Here is a 22,315-nt window from a genome sequence, read left to right on the forward strand (position 1 = left end):
GGTGTTTTCAGAATAGTATTTTTTCCAGAATCAGAAATACTGACCAATGGTTTCTTACCAGCAATAACCTTACTGACTTTTGTTTTATCACGGTAAGATTTGACTCCACGAATACTAGTATGAGGTGAAGGAGCAACCAATACCGGTTTTTGCTCATCAGTATTTGAACTGCCTGAATGATTTTCAGGTAAGACAATCTCTTCTGGTTCAGCAAGATGTGTAATCGTAAAGCTTCTGACATCAACGATGATTTCAAGATCAAGCTCACTGAATGTTTTGTAGACTTCAACGGCTTCTTGCTTGGTAGCATCACGAACAGCCTGTTCTGCGGCTCTTTGCTCTTGAGCTGCTTTACTACGCCATTTGGCACTGTGGATACGCTTCATTGGAGGACGGTTTGTTTCAGCGGCTTTGGCAAGCCATAGTGCTTTTTCTTCATTATCCAGAGCAACCGCCGCTTTTTCTAATGCTTCTTCATGCTGGGCCTGAAGGGAACGATGATCAATACGTTCTGACGAGCCAGCAGCAGCAAGGTAGCTGTTCGCCATAGATGCCCATGACTCACGCCAAAGGACAGACATTTTTCTGTCGTTCCAGCTTCTTTCTTTTTTACCGAACCCATTTTTATCTATTGTCTTTAATGTCAACATAACGTGAGCATGAGGGTTATCGCTATCGAGATCGTGGAAAGCGATATCGGCAATCATGCCTTTATCAACGAAATTTTTCTGACAATATTCAAGAACAAGTTTTTTCTTGTCATCATTATTTAACTCAGCAGGAATAGCAACATCGAAATAACGGGCTGTTTGACCATTTTGCTGACGCTCGACCCGTTCAACTTCATTCCACAATGCTGTAGAGTCTTTTACGATATGTTCTGGAGCATTAACAGGTGCTAATATGAAATGCCCGCATAAATCAGTACGGCGGCTATAATCATAGGTATCACCTGTTCTTTCATCTGTGATTCTGCAACGAGCATGATAGGCAGCTTTCGCAACGGAAGATCTGCCCTCACTTCGTTTCACAATTTTAAAATCAAGATGAAAAATAGCCATACAATAAAAACAACCTCAATATAAATTTAAAGATCAAACCAAAATATAAATCTCCAATGCGACTATGCTGGTTTTAGTTTTTCGTAAGAAAAACTCTGGTGTTGACGTTGACCTTGTTTCCGAAGGAAACGGTGTTAGCCTGCGGCAGGCAACCGTCGGTAGACCCCACACACTGCGTAGCAGTGTATAGGTGGGCATTGCTTTATTTTTATATCTCCTAAAGGAGCTAAAAATAACGACAATGTAAAAAGTTTTCTTACTCTTAATTAATAACACTAGTTTTAGTATCTGTTAACTTAACAGGGCCGGAATCGGATAAACGGCTGAGGTAGAGGGATAATATTGAATTTTTTGTTTTAGATAGCGCCCGAAAGGGCAAAAGTAGTTAAATTAGCCTCCCGCCGTAAGGCGGGAAAGTGAAAATTAGACAAAACAGTGAAAATAACAAACGCTTTTACGTGTTGCACAATTCACAGGTTAGGTTCGGAAATCAGAGTGTAAAAACAACAGTCAAAATTACTTTCATTGATTTGATAAAATAAGTAACGGGGAGAGTATCAGGTATTTAACGTTAGTGGTTGCACTCGTCTGTGTTGCAAAATTTTATTTTCGGCTTACTGGCGTGTTGTTTTTAAAACCAAAACACTATTTTTTGGGATAAATCCCATCATTAACAGGGCAAGCCTGTACAGCAACTAATTGTCAGGAACAATCATCTCGTGCTGCGTAGTTTAATTCAAAATAAAATGTTCGATTTTGTCATGTGATTTGACCTTTTCCTTTTTTAATTGTATTTGATGTTTTTAAAAACTAAAAGGAAAAGTAATTATGAGTACGGATGATAAAAACAGAAAGCCAAGAACAGAAAAAACAATTAAGCAAAAAATAGCATCAGCGCAGATGCGTTTGAATCGCCTCAAGAGCAAAGAGAAATCTTTATCTAAAAGCGCTGAGACACGCCTGAAGATCATCCTTGGTGCTGAAGTTGCTAAAGCTGTGGGCTGTAAAGTAGAAGAGGTGGATAAAGAGTTAATCTTAGGACTGATATTACAATCATCGAAAATTAGCATTGAAGATAAAGCAAGATTAAAATTACGAGGAAAAAGGTTTCTTGAGGATATAATTGGACGGCAGAAATAGGGGAATGATTATCATTATTCTATTATCAATAATCATTTTACGATGACAAAAGGGCCTTACTGGCCCTTTTGTAATTTTTTCTAAACGCGAGAGTATCTAAAATACCCTTTTATATGGCGAGCTAGATATCCTCCAATCGAGTCTGAAGAAATCAAATCAGAGTATATATTTTCAGGGATATCAAAATATTGATATATCGCACCATTATTAAATTCAATCTCAAGGATGAAATCATTAGCATCATAACCAACGCTACGAATGTTACTTGAAACTACTGGTTGTCGATCCATAATTTCCTCTATAATTTTACTTTACTTATTCGTGGGCTTTGCGATCTCCAAGCCTCGATGACTTCGGCATAATTTGGTTCTTTTTCTGGTAATATATTCCAGCCACCGGGGGTCATTGATTCATCCTGTGGGAGGATATCATATACAACAGGGTCTTGACTATCAGGTCTGCGGTCCTTTGGTGGAGGTATTACTAATGTCCTCATCGGTAACTTTACGGCCTCTCCTAATACAATGCATTCTCCTGTTCTAAGAATAGGAAGCATGCTTGTTAATCCATCAAGATTATCTGACATTGCTGAAGTTATATGGCTTCGATCAGAAGCATTGTTAAGGCGAAGGGCAAAAAAAGTGCCACATTGTGAAAGTATGGTCGGATCGATTTCTGATGGGCGCTGAGTTACTACCATTGTTCCTATCCCATACTTTCTTCCTTCTTTTACAATTCTTTGTACCATACGTGACGCGATACTGTTATCTTGACTATTTAAATAATTATGAGCTTCTTCCATGACTATTAATAAAGGTCGGTGCCTACCACCTTGAGATAAGTTTCTTGCCCAGAATAAAGCTTCATATAATATTCTTAATACAGCACCTATAATGGTTTTCAATATATCTGATGGAACACCAGATAAATCTAAAATAGTTACAGGTTTGTCTCCAATCCATCCTTTAAGAAGCTGGTCTAAGTCTTTACTGATATCACCATGTATCGATGGTGTCCATTCACCCGGTTTAAAAATGAAGTCATACCTTGGAATTCTGAGCTTTGAACCTAATGCTTGTAGTTGCTTACCTAAAGGAAGTGGGGATGGTAGGTAATTTATCTTTGTGGCACCAGCTTCATTTGATACATTCTTGAAAATGGGAGGTATGCCCGATAGTGCATTACCTTTCAACTCAGATCCATCATCTAATGTTTCATAAGCCAGTGTTTCAAGTGGTTGTTTTCCTTGGGTTTTAATATATGTTCCAAAAGTTTCTGTATACAATTGATGCCATAAACTGTGCAAATTGAAAGGTATAGGTGAATCTGCGCTCAAAGTATCCTGATTTGATCCATCTCGAGATACTCTCTTAAGCGACTCACTTTTTACTTTTTGTATTTTCTCTAGTAATATATTACGTTCTTTTTCTGAGTCTATCCCACCAAAACATACTTCTGAAAGTTCATCAAAATTAAGGGCCCAATAGGGTATATATAATTCATTTTCACCCACAATAGGGTTGGGGTCTGCATTGACCTTAAATATATTCGCCCTATCTTTTAAGCATCTACCATATTCTCCATGCAGATCGAGCATAATTATTCTTGCGGAAGGGTATTTATTAGTGTCAGATAAAGCTGTTATCAAACTTGCTACAGTTGTAGATTTTCCTGAGCCAGTAGTCCCTACTACAGCAGAATGTCTGGTTATAAGCTTATTAATATCAATAAGAGCCGGTATTGAGTCTGCATTTGATATATGTCCTACTTTAACAAAATATCCTTCGTTCGGTTGTCCATATATTTGTTTTAATTCTTTTTCCGATACGAGATGGACGTTATCACCGATCGTTGGATATTGTGATAATCCTCTTTGAAATGTTCCATTTCTTTGTGCTTCTCCTATAAGTTGTATGCGGAGCCATCTGTTATCCACTGGTGTATTTTCGTCAGGTTCTAATGGTGATGCACTAGCGCCAACTTGGCTGATTATTCCATATAAGTTATTAAACCCGATTGGTATTCTAACAAAGCTACCTATTTGTCCCGCCCTATAGCCTTGACCATCAATATAGATGAATCCACTTAAAGAATCCTTGGATAATGAAACACTGACTGTGGTGCCGTTTACATCTTGAACTTTTCCTAAATATGATTCTTTATCAGACATAAAATTAATCCTTCATAGAGCCAATAATTCTTTGTAAGAAACTGGAAAAGTCCTTGAAGTCACCGAAGTTAACATTGGAGTTACAATAAACGCTATCTTCTATTTTTATTTTTTTTATAAATCCAAATATTTCTTTGTCGTCATCATTGTTTTCATTGTAAAACCATTTCCCATAGTTAGTTCCAATAATAGCAGCATCGTTAGTCCATATATTCAAATTATGTTGATTTTTAGCTAATCGGTAAGCTTCTGGGTATTTTTCCTTACCATCAGTATAATAATCGCCATACATTAACCCTAAAACCATAGCTGTTGGATTTGACTTTAGTGCACTAACTATAACATCATTTAAGTGACCATCATTAAAGGAATAGCCTGATAATACGAGAAATGATGATTTTTTTCTGATAAATCTATTTAATTGATCCAGTAGGGCTAAATATGGCATTTTCCTACTTTCTTCATATTTCAGGTGTGAGGGATATATTAAGTGTGATGACTCTTTATGGTTGGGGTGAGTCCGATATACTCTTTTTTGATTACCCACATGTTTTTGACACCAATTGATTGAGCCATGTATTTTCCAAAGCCTTGACCAATGCTTAGGGATGAGGTTATCCTCCAAGGCTCTAAGATCAAAGAATGGATTGTTAGCACCAACGAAACCGTCAAAGTATGGTATTTCCATTTCTTCAAGTGATTGCTCCATTAAAAGATCGTAATTTGTTGTGAAAATTTCCACAGCAATCTTGCGATCTATTGAGCGTATCCATTTAGCCAAATTATGATATGGTGTTTCTGAATTTGGTAGGCTCACGTTGATTTTTTTTGCTATTTTTTCACATATTGTTATTTCAAGAATCGAAAGCTGTTCTTCAGTTAACCCTCTAACTTCACCACCTTTAGACACTGATACAAGTGCTCGCAAAAAGCTAAGGATATCTTCTATATTATTTTTATTTTTCTCTGCTTTCTCCAATTCCGATATAAGTTTTGCGTATTGCTCATTATCACTTAATTCAGAATGAATATATTTCGTAAGATTAACTACATCTGGTATTAATGGCCACTGGCCTTCAGGCATATCAACTGACAACGGGCATCCTGCTGATAGGAAAAAGCCGATAGCCTCGTTATCTTGGGATAATGATTGTCTTAAGTATTTTATATGACGGATAGGATCGTGTGTAGTATTCATCGAACACCTTCAACAGTATGTTTCGTGTACTATATAATAAGACTTTCAAGGTAACATTTTCTCAAAGAACCATCTATAGTACATTATGATTTTCAAGAGGTTGGTCAATTTATTAAATGAACATGACTTACTAATGCGTCGTCATGCATTGAATGAAAATCATTATCATTCGATTCTACCACATTTGTAACCAAAGTTGCGCATGATAGGTAATCATTATCATCATTTTCAATCGACTCTGTAACAACAGTGCTTTGATAAGAGAAATTCTGATCACTGTTTTCTATCTCTCTTGTTTCAATAGTAGACATATAGATAAAATCGTCATCTCCATTTTCGTTTACTTTTGTTATCATTGTTCCTGCATTAATCGAATCACTATCATCAGATTCAATTGTAAAAGTTCTTACCGTAGTATCAATAGAATACTCTAATGACTGGGTTGGTTTTCGATAGGTTTCACTATAAAACATCACATATGGTTTCATTTTAAGTCCTATAAATATTGAACGATATAAACTTCAGAGAAATGATGTGTGTCAGTTTGGTTATTTTCATTAGATGATAATGTTATCAATGTGAAAAAAATAAATCCGATACAAATGGCACGATATAAATATTTTTCGGCATTTTTTACGATGCCAGCAAAATATCTCACATCATCATTTTTGGCAAACCAATCTCTATAAAATGATTTTGCTAATTCTTTTTTATAAACAGATGTTCTCAACTCTTTAAATGAAGACTGATAAAATGAACTAATCAGCATACCTTTTCTTAAGAATAAGGCTAAATTAACTACCTGAACTGTTATAATTAAAAGTATGTAGTAATAGATTAAAATCAGAACGCTTGAGGAGTATATAGCGGATGTTTTTGTGAATAAATATACTAAAGCGCTTGCAAATGCTAACATTATCGTGGTGTAGTGGGTTATTTTGTTACGTATAACTGACATGCTTTCATTATTTTCTGATATCCGTTGCTTTAAAAATTCTTCTTGTTCCTTCGTTTTTTCTACAGATTGAGTCTCAATGTTTTCTACATATTTTTCAACTTGACTCTCTATGAAATCTGGCGACTTTCTTCCCCATTTTAAGTCGTAATCAAGAATAAAAAGGAAACCAAAGTTTTCCTTTTTAAGTAAATCAGGAGATAATTTTTTAAATGTCAGTATATAATAAATTTTGTTCCCTAAAGGTATTGCTATTAAGGATAGTCGTAAGTTATCGAGAACACATTGCTGCCTTATTTCTAGCGTGTCAAAATTCTCATCATCCGAAGTATGAAAAAGTAATGAATAATTTAAGAATCTTATTATTAGATAGAAAATGTTATTTATCATTTAAATATCTCATTATTTCTTTTGAAATGTTATGCCCTGTTTCGTGTTCGAGCCATACCCATTGACCATTGGCATTCATTTCTAAAAATAACCATTCATTATCAAAAACTATGAAATCAAAACAGCCGAAATCAATTTCAAAGAATTGCATGTAGATCAAACACTTATCTTTTATTTTCTGTGGAATGTCGATTTTGCTATATATTATTTTGTTATCCTTCTTTCTCCAGTCAATTTTATTTTCGGATTCAATTTTAACGGGAAAGAATATTTCATTAATGATAGTAATCCTTACTTCGTATTGTTTGTTTGAATATTTCTGAAAATAGGCAGGGCTGAATTTTAGAGTGCTTGTGTTTTTGCTTTTATCAAACAAATTTGTTTGTACAATCTCTTTGTGATGTTCATCCTCGACGACTCCGTTAGATAGAGGTTTAACTATGATATCTTCAGCCAAATGGGATGTTAATAGGTGAGGGCTGTTTGTTAAACAATAATCTGGAGTTGAAAAACCAATCTTATCAGCTATTTTTGCTTGTAATACTTTATTATCTGCTTTTCTAAGAATAGATGGCCGGGACAAACATTTTCCATCAAAAGCTTCAGCAATCCCTTCAACCAAAGAAAAAACTTCTCTATAACAATGGTTATGATATTTTACACCGATTATATCATTAAGATTTTCTGGTGTTGGTTTTCTATAATAAATAGACGAGCAGTTACTTTCAAAAAGAACACCATAATGTTGATTTCTTATTTCGAATCCTTTTTTTGTATAGGAAACCTGATATTCGGAAAATTTATCGATATTAAAAACATAAAAGTCATCAACACATTGTTTTTTAATTATATAATCTATAGTTTTATCAAAGCTTGATGTTATAACTAAAATCATAAAAATATCACTCTTTTTCTTTTATCCTATTACTTTGCTAATTTTTATGCAAAGCATTCCATGCTATTAAATGACAGCCCTCCTTGGTTGTTTGGGCGGGTGGGGGCTGGGTGTAAACTCACGGCCTGACCATACAATTGCCGTTAGCATCAAGGAAACCAGCCTACCATTGAAGCATCAGGTGACGTTGGTCAAGATGTTTGGCCTTATGGGTATAGCAGCACGAACGATGTCGCTTTCATTATGGCCCATTTGAAGCCATACATAGTATCTTCTGACCATAAACCTGATTGAATTAAGGCGCTACACGCAAGTGTGCGGAAGCCGCGCCAGTGATGCCCTGCTTCGTGCCATAGCCCATATTTCACAGGACTTTGTTGATTATAATATGAAGCAGAACAGTTAAACATTGGCAGTGCATTACTCTGACCAATCATCCATCAGTGCTACTCCTTCAGGCCATAACGTCTTAAGGTTATGTGCTGGTTCAGCCTCATTTGCCAGCTTGTGAGCCAACACATCACGTTGGTGGTCTGTTGTTTTACCAGCCTCATCGCAAAATGTTTACCTGAATCCATGCTGTATTTTTTATTATCACGCCGCTAGAGCCTTAAATTTCTGCGTCTGAACATAATCACCCCACCATTGCATTAGTGTTGCTCGTTCTGCTAGATACTCGGCACGGTTGTAAGCTGCGATGATTTCATCCCTTTTCGAGTGCGCAAGGGCTGATTCAAGGACTTCTGTCCTGAACTTACCAGACTCTTCTGCTGCTGTTCTTGCAATAGATCTCATACCGTGTGCTACCAGTTCTCCACCGAATCCCATTCTGATTATTGCGGCGTTTGCTGTTTGCTCATGCATATGACTGAGGGGGGCTTTGATACTTGGAAAAACCCATTCTCTGTGGCCGCTGATAGGGCGCATGTTTTCAAGAATACGGAGAGCTTCTTTGCTCAACGGCACTTTGTGAGGACGTTTCATCTTCATAAATTCACCGGGGATGTTCCAAAACCTGTTCTCTTCATCAATATCGGACCAACGAGCACGGACCGCTTCTCCCGGCCTTACCCACGTCAACAATTGCCACTCGATCAGCATACGGGTTTCTAACCGTATAGATGCGTTAGATAAAGCAATCAAGAAGCGTGGTAGCTCATCGGGTGGAAGGGCAGGCATGTTTTGCTTCTTAGGCTTACTGAAACGCTGAGCGAGATTGTCGGCAGGATTGAACTCTATAAGCTCTTCCGTGGCAGCATAGCGAAAAATTTCATTCAGGCGAGAAATGATGCGGCGTAGAGTTTCAAGTACACCTCGTTGCTCAATTGGGTCTAGATGCTGCTTGAGCATTTTGGGGCGAATCTCTTTGATAGGAACATTACCTAGCGTTGGAAAGATGTTTCTTTCAAGACTACGCCAGATATCGTTAGCGTGGTCTTGCGAGAGTCCTGCTGTCTTCTTCTTCTCTTCTAACCAGCGTTCAGCAACTGCTTGCAATGTATTTTCAGTAGCATCTTTCAGGTCATTAGCCACTTTTTCATTATGAACTTGTGGGTCGATGCCGTTTGCGAGCAGTGACAGGTATTCATCACGCATTGCTCTAGCACGAGCAAGGGTAAGATGAGGGTAGTTTCCTAATTTTGTTTTTGTTCGTTTTTTGGTCGCTGGCACCTGATAGTTGAAATACCACACTTTCTTACCACTGGGCTTAACTCTCAACATCAAGCCATCGCCATCATACAGTGTTATCTCTTTGTTATCGTCTGTTGCCTTGGCCTTCTTGATCTGAGTGTCGTTGAGCTTAGTAACGATTCTTGCCATTTTTTAGTATCCCATTTTTAGTAGCCTGAATGGTCGGGGTACTAAATAGGGTGTCATAACAAGTAGTTTCTAGCAATTCTCAGTAGACTTCACTGGACATGAAAAAGGCCGCAACCCTTGTGATGTGCGGCCTTGATAGTCTTTAGTAGACTTTACTTTACTAAAAAGTGGTGGAGCTGGCGGGAGTTGAACCCGCGTCCGAAATTCCTACATCCTCGGCACTACATGCTTAGTCAGTCTTTACATTCGCCTGGCACCTGCGGACCGACACGCCACTACCAAACTAGCCTGATTAGTTTTAACGCTTCAACCCCAGGCAGGGCTTCCACGCGATCTCTTTTGGGTTTGACCTCTCTTTGATCCCCGTCTTAAGAGCGGAAGCTAGGGAGAGAGGGCTCAGAGCAGGTTATTAAGCTGCTAAAGCGTAGTTTTCGTCGTTTGCGACTATTTTTTGCGGCTTTTTACGAGGCCAACCGCCCCTCGGCATGCACCTTGGGTTTCGCAAATCCCGTCGAATCCAGAATCAGCCCCAATGTGTTCAATCAGTATAACAGATTTGTGACGCGTGACGCCAGCGCAAATCGTGAGGGATTGCAGCTGGTTGCGTTCTGTACAGCGTATGTAAACAGAGAAAATAATCTAAAATGACAGCCATAATATAAATGCCATTATTATTTGCATGATATATCATATTTTAAAATCATACCCTTATTTATGGTAGGGCACATTAATGCGACTTAAACACTTCATTGAAGTTGTTTAGCATCGCTTAAAGATATTTTATTTTCCCCCTGCTAGACCATCCATCGTGTTTTGTGAAATAAACTTATTTATTGTTTTTATTTGCATTAATGCAGGGTGCGGGTTATAGGTTTTAAAGCGATCGCTCAGATGGTCGTAATGTAATGAATTGATTATTATTTTAATAATCAATGTGTTGCATTTATATTCTATTGAATCCATTTCAAGGTGATGCCCATATCAGGCGTTTTATCCTTATTGCCGCCGTGCGTAATTACCTTGCAGCGAGAGGAATATCAAGATGGCAGAACCAAACGCACTTTCTCCGACCGTAGATATTATTAGCCGTGAAACTGGGAAGGAGATCACAAGTTATTCGCAAAGTGCTGACAGGGTCGTTAATCTCTCGCAAAGCAGCGTAGTGAAAATTAATGCTTCGCCTGAATCAGTTAATTTTTATGAACGGCAGGGCGACGATCTTATTGTCCACATGAAGGACGGTACGACGGTACGCTATCAAAGCTTCTTTACGCTTGATGCTAACGGCTTACACAGCGAACTGATTTTTGAAGATGAGTATGGCGTACATCGCGCAGCCTTCCCGTTTGCAACGGAAGCGGGCCCAATGGCCGCTGAGGCGGTGGTGCCGACCATTGCCGAAACCTCTATTGGTGCGCTGACCGGTAGTGCGGGCATTGCGGGGATCTCAACCCTGGGCGTGCTGGGCGCGATAGCTGGCGCCGCGGTGATCGGCGGAATTGCTATCGCAGCCAGTAGCAGTGGTGACGGTGGCGGGAATGACGGTCATAACAGCGGCGGGGGAGGCGGGAAGGATCCTGAGCCTGTTGCAACCCCTAAAATTTTTATTAGTCCTTTTGCCAACGATAACGCACTGAACTCGGCCGAAGTTCAATTGAACCAACTGCTGTGGGGCTCAACACAAAATATCGCTTCCGGTCAGATGGTGACCATTACGTTAAATGGTAAAACCTATTTTGCGACGGTTGGCGGCGATGGCCTGTGGCGCGTGGAGATCCCTGCGGCAGATCTGCAGGCGCTGGCTAACGGTTCTCAGGTCGTGACCGTGAGTTACACGGAGAAAAGCGGTAAGATCATTACCGCTAGTGAGACGATTACCATTGATACCTCCCAGCCGGCTGTAGCGATTGCAATCCTGTCCACCGATGGTCATCTGAGCGCGGCTGAGGCCCAACAACCGATGGAAGTGCGGGGAATCACCAGCCTGTACGGCACCGGCGTTACGCTTATCGTGACCTTGAACGGCAAAAACTATGTGGCGACCGTGGATAGCGCGGGTAACTGGAGCGTCTCGATCCCGTCGGCAGATCTGCAACTGCTGCAGGATGGTAATTACACTATCTCTGCTCGTGTCTCACTTGGAACCCTGTCGGCCCAGGCGACTCAGAATCTGGACGTGATGACCCATGACCTGCCTAAGCCGACCCTCAATACGCCGTTTGGCGATGGCTACGTCAATAGCGCAGAACATGCCGCTGCTCAGACCCTGACGGGGACGACCGGCGTAAAAGGCAGCTGGCAGACGGTCACGGTGACGATTGGTAATAAAACCTGGGAAACGACTGCGGATGCTAACGGTAAGTGGACGTTAAACCTTAGCGCTGCCGATATGGCGGCAATGGCTGCCGGTACCTTGCCGATAACCGTGGTTGCCAAAGATGCGGCGGGAAATACCGGACAGGTACAGGGCAACGTTACCGTCGATCTCACCCCGCCTTCGTTAGCTGTCCTGTCACTGACCAGCGACAATATTCTTAACCTACAGGAAGCGAAAGCGGGCCAGACGCTTAGCGGTATCGCATCGATTGAAGATCAGGGCCGTACGGTTTCCGTAACCCTGAACGGTAAAAACTACACGGCGCTGGTAGGCGTGGACGGTAAGTGGTCTATTTCCTTATCGCCAGCCGATCTTACCGCACTCCCACAGGGGACTAACAATATTGTGGCAACCCTGACCGATGCGGCGGGCAATACCACCACGATAAACGGCAGTTTTAATGTTAAAACGTTGCTGCCTACCATCACCGTCACGCCGCTGACCGGTGATAATGCATTGAACGCCGCCGAGGTGAAAACTGACCAGACCCTTTCCGGCACCACGAAAAATGCGCCGGCGGGCAGCACGGTGCAGGTCACGGTAGGCGATCATCGTTACATCACGCAGGTGGATGCCAACGGCAACTGGAGCGTGCAGATAAGCGCCGCTGATTTGCAGAAATTGCCGCAGGGGCCCACTAGCATTAGCGTGACCGTTACTGATCTTGCCGGGCAAACGGGGACCGGTAGTTCAACGGTTAACGTCGATACCCTGAAGGGGGGCGTGGCGATCAGTATTATTGCCGGTGACGATTATATCAGCAAAAACGAGGCCACTGGCCAGGTCACCATCCGCGGTACCAGCGCGGGGCTGGACACAAATACCACCGTAACGGTAACCATTGGCACGAAGACATTCCCGGCGCAAACCGATGCTCAGGGGAATTGGTCGGTCACGTTGCCTGCCGGAACGCTGTTGACCCAGCCGGATGGCGCGCTGACGGTTACGGCGACGGCGATCGGGCCTAATGGCGCGGTAAGCGACAACCATACTATCAATATTGTTATTAATAACTTGCCGAATGTCAGCTTTAACACGCCGTTTGGCGACGGCGTGCTAAACGCGCAGGAGATTACCCAGAACCAGACCCTCAGCGGTAAAACCGGCGTAAGCGGGGCAGGGCAGAAGGTGGTCATTACCCTTGATGGCGTTAATTATCAGGGAACGGTAGATGCCAACGGTAACTGGATCGCCACCATTCCTTCAGGCGCGTTGTCGGGGCTGACCAATGCCAGCTCGCCGCTCCAGGTTACCGTTACGGTCACCGATATCGCCGGCAACACCGGTTCTCAGAATCTGAATGTTCCCGTTGATATGGTGCCGCCGCAGGTCACCATCTCTGCGTTTGCAGGAAACAACTACCTAAACGCCAGCGAAGCCAACATCACCCAAACGCTGAGCGGGACGGCAACCGATGTACAAACCGGAGATAAAGTCACCCTGGTGCTGAACGGTAAAACCTACACCACCACCATTGGGCAAAACGGAGCCTGGTCTATTCCCGTCACTTCGGCGGATCTGAAAGCGCTGCCGGACGGCACCGTCAATATGACGCTCACGGTGACCGATAGCGCGGGCAACGCCACCGTGGTAACGAAGCCTATCCAGGTGGCGATAGATCCGACCAAACAGCCGGTGCTGAGCGTGGATCCGGTCACCAGCAACAATATTATCGATGCTGCTGAAATTAACCAGGCTATCACCATCACCGGTAAAACGCTCAATGTTCAGCAAGGGCAGACGGTTACCGTCTCCCTGGGGTCGCTGTCCTGGATCGGTACGGTGGATGCCAGCGGCATATGGTCTGTGCAGATCCCGCAGGGCGATCTGGTTGCACTGACCAGCAATGGCTATACCCTGGTGGTGACGACCAGCGACCAGGCCGGTAACACCGTATCATCACAGCATAACTTCACCATTGATAAAGACCTTACCGCTATCAGCGTGCTGCCAGTCACAGGTGATGATGCTATCAACGTGGCCGAGGCGGGAGCGGGTTTCAGTATCACCGGCATTTCCAGCAATCTGACGGCCAATACCATCGTCACCGTCACCCTGAACGGTAAAACCTATTCAAAGGCAACCGAAATTGACGGCACCTGGTCGGTGTTGATACCGGCAGCGGATGCCAAAGCGTTGAGTGATGGCAAATCCACCGTCACCGTCAGCGCCGTTGATGCCGCCGGTAACCCGATTAGCGTCAGCCATGATTTTACGGTGATTATCAACAAAGTACCGTCGGCGACGATTAATACGCCATTTGGCGACGGCATACTGAATAGTGCAGAAGCTGCAGGTTCACCAACGCTCACCGGTAGTACAGGCGTACTCGGCGCCGGACAGACGGTCGTGGTGAATATCGGCGGCATCCACTACAGCGCCACCGTTGATGCCAACGGCAACTGGTCGCTGGATGCGCCTGCCGCGTTGTTAAATGCCCCGGATACTGGCTTAACTCCGATTCCCTACACCGTCACCGCGAAGGATGTGGCTGGAAACACCAGCGTCATCAGCGGCACCATCGACGTTGATAAAACACCGCCAGCGTTAACGCTTCAGGCGGTCAGCGGTGGCTACGTTAACGCGGTCGAGGTGGTGCAGAGCGTGCCGATTAGCGGTACCGGCGGGCCTTACGATCCTGACCATCCACATACGATTGTTGTGGCAGTTAACAACCAGACCTATACCACTACGCTGTTAAGTAACGGGACCTGGAGCATCTCGCTGCCGGCGGGCGCGCTGGTAGGCCTGCCTGACGGCCCGATTAACTATACGGCCACCATCAGTGATTCCGCCGGTAACCCGACCGTGCTGAAGGGCAGTTTTATTCTTGATGCCAATCCGGCGACCCTGCCAACCATTACCATCAATGCTATTTCCGGCGATGACTTCATCAATGTGAATGAATCTTCGCAGCCGCTGGTGATTAGCGGTAAAACCACCAACACCGAGGCGGGCAGTATTATCAGCGTTGTATTTAACGGCGTCACTTATACGGGTGCTCTGGTTCAGCCAGACGGTACCTGGTCGCTGACATTGCCTTCGTCGGTGATGACCGGGTTGACCAGCGGTACCCAGGTGATTACCGCTACCGTTACCGATGTCGCCGGTAATTCAGCCACCAGTAACCATAATCTGACCTTTGTGGCCGATGCCAGCAAACTGCCTTCTCTCACCGTCAATGTCATCGCCGGTGATGACGTGATTAACGCCATCGAGCATCTTCAGGCGCTGACAATCAGCGGCTCATCCCAGAACCTTACCACCGGTCGTATTGTCACCGTTGCGCTGAACGGTAAGACCTATACCGGGCTGGTGGACAGCACCGGCAAGTGGAGCGTTGACGTGCCGGCTGCCGATGTTCAGGCGCTGTCCAGCGGTTCCGGCTCGCAGCCGTATACGGTGACGGCAAATGCTACGGATATCGCCAATAACGCGGCGACGCCGGTCAACCATACGGTAACGGTGGATCTGATCGGGCCGACGCTTACGCTAAACCCGGGCAGTTTTGTTGCCGATGGCAAAGTCAATATCAGCGAAACGGCGGCTATCCAGGTGCTGTCGGGTACAGCGCCAGAAGGGCAGATCGTTACGCTCAACGTGGGCGGTAAAATTGTTGATACCGTGGCGGGGCCGGGCAATAGCTGGTCGATGACCGTTCCGCTGGACGTTTTGCAGAATCTTACCCAGGGCAAAGGCGAGTGGACGCTGAGCGCGACGGATGCGGACGGCAATACCACACAGGTGAAAATTCCTGTCGATGTCAACAGCACCACGCCACCGACCCTGACCATGAGCACGCCTTTCGGTGATGCGCTGGTCAATATTAACGATGCTCAGGCCGGTACAACGATTACGGGGACCAGTCGCGGTCTTGCCGCTAATACTGTGGTGACGCTCTATGTTGATGGCGTGGCGGTACGAAGTGGAACCGTGGGCAGCGACGGTAAATGGAGCATTATTGTTGGCTCTAACGATATCCCGGCTAACAGCGATGGTACGCATGTCTATACGGTCAGCGCGTCGGATGGATGGGGCAACCAGGCCGGTGCGACGGCCAACGTTGATTACCTGCTGACCAGACCGACGCTGCCATCCCTCAGCGGTCTGTTTGGCGGCGATGGCATTATTAACCTCGCAGAAGCCACGCTCGGGCAAACCCTGAGTGGTTCAACCTCGGTAACCGGTCCGGGCCAGACCGTTAAGATAACCATTGATGGCATTAACCCAATTACGGTGCCGGTCAACAATGACGGCAGCTGGTCGTTAACGCTGCCACCGGCTGCATTGCTGGCATTAAGCGACGGTTCGCACTTAATGACCGTCACGATTGTCGACAGAGCCGGGAACGCCGTCACCGGCAGCGCCAGCTTTAACGTGCAGACCGATACGCTGCCGACGCCGACCCTGGCAGCGCCGTTTGGCGATGGTATTCTGAACGTGCTGGAAGCCGGTGCAACAACCGGCACAATAGGCGGCTCTACCGGGCTGGCGAAAGCCAGTATCCAGAGCGTGACCATCCGTATTAACGGCGTAGATTACGGCCCGGCCACCATCAATGCCGACGGTAGCTGGAGCCTGTCGCTGACGTCCGCCCAGATGAAAGCCTTCCCGGATGGCAAGGTGAGCGTTGATATCACCGTTACCGATAATGCCGCCAACGTCTCGACGGGCAGCGGGAGCTTTATCGCCGCAACCCATTCGGCTCCGTCGCTTAGCCCGGTCGTGGCTTTTACCGACGGCGTGCTGAATTTCGTCGAATCAACCAGTAATCAGACCATTTCCGGCACCACGAATCTCTCCGGTGCCGGGCAAAAAGTCTCGTTGGTGTTAAACGGGGTAACCTACAACGGAACGGTGCTTGCAGACGGCAGCTGGACTATCAATCTGCCAAAAGCGGTGCTGCAAAATCTGCCTAACGGTAGCGCCCAGATGCTGGAGATCACCGCCACCGACGCGGTGGGCAATACCGATACGCAGTCGGTGAACTTTACGGTCCATACCAGCCTGCCGACACCGTCTATCGTTGATCTGTTTGGCAGCGATAACCTGCTAAGCCTTAGCGAAGCCAGCGGACCGCTGACGCTGACGGGGACAACAGGTGTTACCAGCGGCACGCAGTATGTGAAGCTGACTATCGACGTCAACGGGGTCAGCTACCCGGCCACGGTGCTGGCGAACGGAAACTGGATCCTGGCGCTGCCGGCCAATGCGCTGCAATTCCTCAGCAACGGTAAGCACACCATTACGGTGACCGCTGAGGATCAGTTCGGCAACGTGAACGAATCGGTACGCGAATTCTCTGCTGCACTGAGTAACCCGGTGATCACCCTCTCCTCGGCGTTTGGCGACGGCAACGTCAGCCTTAGCGATGTGACAAGCCCGATGACGCTGACCGGCAACCTGACAACAGCGATACCGGGTAACTCGACGGTATCGGTGACCATCGGCGGTAAGACGTTCCCTGGCGTCGTTAACTCAGGGGGAACCGGCTGGTCTCTGACCATGAATCAGACCGACTGGAGCGGCGTGACCAACGGTTTGCAAAGTATTGATGTGAAAGTGACCGACGTGGCGGGCAACGTGACCACCATTACCCAGCCGGTCAATATTGCGCTGATACAGCCGACAATCAGCGTCACTTCCGCATTTGCAGGCGGAACCCTGGACTACGGTGAGTCGCGGCTTGTACAGACGCTCACCGGCACCTCGACGAATCTGGAAGCCGGGCAGAAGATTACGATTACTATCGGCGGTAAGACCTTCCAGACAACGGTGCAAAGCGACCATAGCTGGAGCCTGCAGGTCACGCCGGAGCAGATGGTGGGCATGGTTAGCGGTACCATTACGCTGACGGCAAACGATAAAGCGGGTAACCCGACGATCGTCACCGGCACCACCGATCTTGGTCTGATTATCGATATCACACCGCCGGTAGCCTGGATCACCATCGATACAGTGGGCCTTAATAACTCGCTGAATGCGGCGGCACTGGCTTCTGGCAGCACTACCATCAGCGGGAAAAGCAGCAATGTCTCCGGCGTGATTACGCTGGTGATTGGCGGACACACCTACAACAATATCCCGATTGCCAGCGACGGTAGCTGGCAGGTTATTGTGGCCAAAACCGATCTCAGTGAAGGGCCAAACAGCATTATCGCCAGTGGAGCGGGTGCCCCTAATGCGGTGGTGAACGTCACGGTGGATACCGTGGCGCCGAGCCTGGCGATTAACGCGTTTGCCGATTTGAACAGCACCGGTAAAAGTCTCGACCAGACCTTAACCGGGATATCCGATGCAAACGGCCGTGAAGTGCGTATCGAGTTGCTGAATTCAGCGGGTACGGTGGTGAAAGTTTACTACTCCACCGTCGCGGGCGGGAGCTGGTCTGCCTCCATTCCGAAAGGCGATCTGGCAGGACTGAGCGACGGCGACTATACCTTCCGGGCCTCGGTAAGCGACAGTGCCGGTAACTCGTATCAGACAACGGAAGGCTTCACCCTCGATGCGACGCCGCCGCTGCTGGATGTCAATTTCAACCTGCTTCCTGCGGTGCTGAATACCCTCGCTATCAAAGATGGACTGGTGATTTCCGGCGACGGGAAGGAGGGCGAAAGTCTGATCATTAGAATTGGGCCGCTATCACTTCCGGCCACCGTGGGTTCCGATAGCAAATGGTCCGTGACCTTCCCAAAAGCCGATTTGCTGACCTTAACCGACGGCGCGCAGGTGGTGAGTGTTACCGCAACGGATGCGGCCGGTAATACCAGCACAAATTCTGTGACCCTCAACGTCGCTCTGAACAAGGACCTGGGCGTGGCCATTGACAGCGTCTTTGGCAATGACGGTGTGCTCAATATCGCCGAGTCTCTGGTTACTCAAATTCTCACCGGTCATGTAGACGGAGACTACCGCGGGGCAACCGTTAAGCTGACCATCGCCGGCGTCGATATCAGCGTGCCGGTCGGCAACGATGGCAAATTCTCGATTAACCTGCCGCCGTCGCTGTGGCAGGGGCTGACTACCCAGACCCTGTCCTTAGCGCTGGTCGTGACTGATGCGAACGGCAATACGGTACCAAGGGATAATAGCGATCCGCTGGCGAACGTCAAACTGGCGCTGGGCGACCTGCCAAAAGCGGTAGAGGCGGTTACTCTAACCCTGGATAACGTGGTCAATGCCGATAAGGTGATTAACAACACGGAAAGTCTGACGTCCCATGTCATAAGCGGCGCGCTGAGCAATGTCACTAATGCGAAAAGCGTTGTGCTGGTGATTGCCGGACAGACAATCACCGGCAGCATTGATACTGTGTCCGAAACCTGGTCAGCGCTGATGGGAAGTTCGTTAATTCAGGGGCTACCGGACGGCACCGCCAGTGGGAAGGTCATTATCACCGATAATTTCGGCAACCAGATCTCCACCGATATTAGCTTTGGTGTCGCGAGGACACTACCCACCATCAGCCTTGGCTCGCTGTTTGGCGATGGCACGCTTTCGCTGAACGAACTGGTTTCCGGTGTGATAAGCGGGACCACCACAGGGCTGGCGGCCGGGCGGCAAGTGACAATTACCATTGGCAGCACGGCATCCTTCACCGCCACGGTAGACAGTACCGGTAAATGGTCCGTGAGCCTGCCGTCCACCGTTGCCGATGCGCTGAAAGCGCTGGGTACCGCCGGGCCGCTAACCGTCTCTATGGCGGCAACGGATCAGTACGGTAACAGTGCGACCAGCGTCAGCGGTTCGCTGAAGCTGGATCTGCTGGCGCCGGTGCTGAACTCGCTGACGCTGTTTGGCACTAACACCCTTAGCGCAGTAGGTGCGCAGACCGATAAGCTGATTACAGGCAGCGTGGCCAATGCGGACGACGGCTCGCTGATACAGGTGACCGTTGGCGGTAAGGTCTTTACCGGCACGGTGAGCGGCAGTTCATTCAGCATTACCGCTAAAAGTACCGATCTGCTCGGCTTGACGGATGGTAATCTGACCGCCAGCGTGAAAATCACCACGCCCTCCGGCAACACCGTCACCGATGCAACGCATAACGCTATCGTTAACCTGACCAAACTGCCGGTGGTCAATATCACCTCCCTGTTTGGTAATGACGGCTATCTGAATCTGGATGAGGCCAATCTTGGGCAGACCATAGGCGGCACGGTCACTAACCTGGCCAACGGCTTCATAAAGGTGACGATCGGCGGAGTGATACATGATGGCATTGCCGTTAACGACGGTGTCTGGTCTCTGGAATTGACCAAAGCTGAACTGAAAGGACTCGGTGACGGTAGCCTGACGCTGACGGCGTCGGTCACCGACAGCGCGGGTAACCAGGCGACGAGTTCCCAGGTGATCACCTCTATCGTGACCAACGTGCCGAAAATCACGCTTAACCCGCTGTTTGGCGGCAACGGCCTGGATCTTAACGACCTGCTGAGCCAGCAGTTTATCAGCGGTAGCGTCACCAACCTGGCGGCGGGATCGCAGGTGAAAATCGCCCTGGGTGGCTTTAACTACACCGCGACGGTCAATGCAGACGGCACCTGGAAAGCGGCGCTGCCGACGGTTGATTTGCAGAAACTTGCCGACGGCCCGCTTAACGTCAGCGTTTCGGTTCAGGATATGGCCGGTAACAAAGATACCGTCAGCGTGACGCCGTCGGTGGCGATTAACACCTTACCGACGCTGGTGGTGAACAGCATCTTCGGCGATGGTGGTCTGAGTATCGCCGACCTGCTGAAAGCGCAGGTTATCTCCGGGACCACCAACGACAGTGGGATTGGATCGAAGGTCACAGTGACGCTGGGCACCCACACCTATACCGCAACGGTTGGGGCAGATAAAACATGGTCTGTCAGCGTTCCGACCAGCGACCTGAGTCAGTTAGCGGACGGTAATCTGACGGTTGGCGTCACGTTGACTAACCCGGCGGGTAATGTCGCGTCAGGCAGCGGCGCGCTGACCGTGATTTCGCATAACCCGCCGTCGATCTCCCTGACCTCGCTGTTTGGCAACGACGGCTGGCTGAACATCAGTGAAGCCAATACGGCCCAGACTATCACCGGGAAAATAAACGGCCTGGCCGACGGGGCAAAAGTGGTTGTCACCGTTGGCAACACCGTTCTCGCCCCGGGCAAGATCACGGTGGACGCCACTACCGGGACCTGGTCGGCGACCGTTGATTCTTCCATCCTGAAAGGGATTACCGATGGCACACTGAAAGTGACGGCGGGCGTCACCGATAAGGTCGGTAACACCAGCACCACCTCTGTGGATGTCAGCAGTAAACAGACGGCTCCTACGGTATCGATTAATCCGCTGAGTTCACTTCTGGGTCTGGTGGTACTGACCATCAGCGGTAAATCGACCAACGTGGGCGCAGGCGGTTCAATCAGGGTTTCACTGGCGAACAGTACGGCCAGTGTGGTGGCGACGCCGGATGCGAGCGGCAACTGGACGGCGTCTCTGGGCCTGGTGTTGAACCTTGGCGTTATCCTTAGCCTCACCAGTGTTTTGAATATCGATGCGGTGGATGCGGCCGGGAACCACACCTATCTTAACGTCGGCCTTAACGGCAGCATTATTTCCACCACGCCGCCGGCCACGCTGATGGCAACTGAAGCTGACACCCTGTCGGTGCTGGCTGCCAGCGAGTCTTCTGACGATCACAGCACGCTGGCGACCACCACCACGGCGGCGAAAGTCAGTGCCGTATTGGCCGATAGCACGACTGACGCACAGAGTGCAGAAAATCAACAGGCTACGGAAGAAAATGCCGCTACCGGTGCCTACACTATTGGAGGCGTCACTATCGTTCTGGCCGATGGAACCCAGCAGACCGGGGACTCCGTAACGGGCAGCGCCGGTAACGACACTATCCATCTTTCGTCTCTGGGGTTAACCCATATCGATGGCGGTGCCGGAACCGATACGCTGATCCTCGACGGGCAGCATCTCCAGCTCGACCTGACGGCGCTGGGTGACAAAATCCAGAATATCGAAATTGTCGATTTAGGCTCGTCCGGTACTAACAGCATCACCCTTGACCTGCAACAGGCTTTAAGAATTACCGATAAACCTGAAGACGACCTGCTGATTAAAGGCGTGTCCGGCGACCAGGTGAATCTGGTGCAGGCGCAGGGAGATATCTGGAGCGTCAGCGGGCAGCGTGATATCGGCGGGATCCAGTTCGATGTTTATCACAACAGCTCTCAAGGCAATACGCTAGGTGATGTTCTCATCCAGCACGGGCTGCATGTCAATATGGTGTAAACCGGTTGTCGCCTCAGGGACGAGGCGGGTTCGGAT

Annotated in this window: 10 protein-coding genes, 1 other RNA gene and 1 pseudogene; 2 read left to right on the forward strand and 10 right to left on the reverse strand. The window is 47.5% G+C overall.

What is annotated here, in order from left to right; translation table 11 throughout:
- On the reverse strand, positions 1–1,061 hold a 1,061-nt coding region (gene mobQ, locus M989_RS06025), incomplete at its 3' end, for a MobQ family relaxase (RefSeq protein ID WP_064543329.1).
- Positions 1,062–1,889: 828 nt separating this feature from the next.
- Here mobQ and M989_RS06030 point away from each other — a divergent pair.
- The gene (locus M989_RS06030; RefSeq protein ID WP_050534415.1) at positions 1,890–2,201 is read left to right on the forward strand and encodes a conjugal transfer protein TraD; all 312 of its coding nucleotides are present in this window, start codon (positions 1,890–1,892) and stop codon (positions 2,199–2,201) included.
- Positions 2,202–2,281: 80 nt separating this feature from the next.
- On the opposite strand, the gene M989_RS24415 is transcribed toward M989_RS06030, so the two are convergent.
- From M989_RS24415 to ssrA, 9 genes and pseudogenes are all read right to left on the reverse strand, one after another.
- Positions 2,282–2,491, reverse strand: a complete 210-nt coding sequence (locus M989_RS24415; protein WP_074398740.1) for a KTSC domain-containing protein — start codon at positions 2,489–2,491, stop codon at positions 2,282–2,284.
- An 8-nt stretch (positions 2,492–2,499) separates the two neighbouring features.
- Positions 2,500–4,371, reverse strand: coding sequence for an ATP-binding protein (locus M989_RS24420; RefSeq protein WP_074398741.1), 1,872 nt, complete (start codon positions 4,369–4,371; stop codon positions 2,500–2,502).
- Positions 4,372–4,375: 4 nt separating this feature from the next.
- Positions 4,376–5,569: an SIR2 family protein gene (locus tag M989_RS06035; protein WP_064543332.1), complete on the reverse strand. Its 1,194-nt coding sequence runs from the start codon at positions 5,567–5,569 to the stop codon at positions 4,376–4,378.
- A gap of 104 nt (positions 5,570–5,673) precedes the next feature.
- A complete protein-coding gene (locus M989_RS26020) occupies positions 5,674–6,057 on the reverse strand; it encodes a hypothetical protein (protein WP_074398742.1) in 384 nt (127 codons plus the stop codon).
- Between the two features lie 8 nt (positions 6,058–6,065).
- Positions 6,066–6,914 carry a hypothetical protein gene (locus M989_RS06040; protein ID WP_064543334.1) on the reverse strand — a complete coding sequence of 283 codons (849 nt, stop codon included), beginning with the start codon at positions 6,912–6,914 and terminating at the stop codon, positions 6,066–6,068.
- Positions 6,904–7,809, reverse strand: a complete 906-nt coding sequence (locus M989_RS06045) for an MvdC/MvdD family ATP grasp protein (protein WP_064543336.1) — start codon at positions 7,807–7,809, stop codon at positions 6,904–6,906. Before M989_RS06045 ends, M989_RS06040 begins: the two co-directional genes overlap by 11 nt.
- Positions 7,810–7,972: 163 nt before the next feature.
- Positions 7,973–8,173 (reverse strand): annotated as a pseudogene (locus M989_RS25835) (tyrosine-type recombinase/integrase); the annotation flags it as partial.
- A 230-nt stretch (positions 8,174–8,403) separates the two neighbouring features.
- Positions 8,404–9,630 (reverse strand): integrase domain-containing protein, encoded by a 1,227-nt coding sequence (locus M989_RS06050; RefSeq protein WP_064543338.1) that lies wholly within the window; start codon positions 9,628–9,630, stop codon positions 8,404–8,406.
- A 168-nt stretch (positions 9,631–9,798) separates the two neighbouring features.
- Positions 9,799–10,161: a transfer-messenger RNA gene (gene ssrA / locus M989_RS06055) on the reverse strand.
- A 511-nt stretch (positions 10,162–10,672) separates the two neighbouring features.
- Here ssrA and M989_RS06060 point away from each other — a divergent pair.
- Positions 10,673–22,279 carry an Ig-like domain-containing protein gene (locus M989_RS06060; protein ID WP_064543340.1) on the forward strand — a complete coding sequence of 3,869 codons (11,607 nt, stop codon included), beginning with the start codon at positions 10,673–10,675 and terminating at the stop codon, positions 22,277–22,279.
- The last annotated feature ends 36 nt before the right edge of the window (positions 22,280–22,315 follow it).

It is taken from the genome of Kluyvera georgiana ATCC 51603, from assembly GCF_001654985.1.
Lineage (GTDB): Bacteria > Pseudomonadota > Gammaproteobacteria > Enterobacterales > Enterobacteriaceae > Kluyvera > Kluyvera georgiana.

Bases quoted from the DNA above. Each gene is read 5' to 3' on its own strand.
- M989_RS26020 (WP_074398742.1), bottom strand. From the start codon at position 6,057: ATGAAACCATATGTGATGTTTTATAGTGAAACCTATCGAAAACCAACC.
- M989_RS06035 (WP_064543332.1), bottom strand. From the start codon at position 5,569: ATGAATACTACACACGATCCTATCCGTCATATAAAATACTTAAGACAA.
- M989_RS06030 (WP_050534415.1), top strand. From the start codon at position 1,890: ATGAGTACGGATGATAAAAACAGAAAGCCAAGAACAGAAAAAACAATT.
- M989_RS24415 (WP_074398740.1), bottom strand. From the start codon at position 2,491: ATGGATCGACAACCAGTAGTTTCAAGTAACATTCGTAGCGTTGGTTAT.
- M989_RS24420 (WP_074398741.1), bottom strand. From the start codon at position 4,371: ATGTCTGATAAAGAATCATATTTAGGAAAAGTTCAAGATGTAAACGGC.
- M989_RS06050 (WP_064543338.1), bottom strand. From the start codon at position 9,630: ATGGCAAGAATCGTTACTAAGCTCAACGACACTCAGATCAAGAAGGCC.
- M989_RS06060 (WP_064543340.1), top strand. From the start codon at position 10,673: ATGGCAGAACCAAACGCACTTTCTCCGACCGTAGATATTATTAGCCGT.
- M989_RS06040 (WP_064543334.1), bottom strand. From the start codon at position 6,914: ATGATAAATAACATTTTCTATCTAATAATAAGATTCTTAAATTATTCA.
- M989_RS06045 (WP_064543336.1), bottom strand. From the start codon at position 7,809: ATGATTTTAGTTATAACATCAAGCTTTGATAAAACTATAGATTATATA.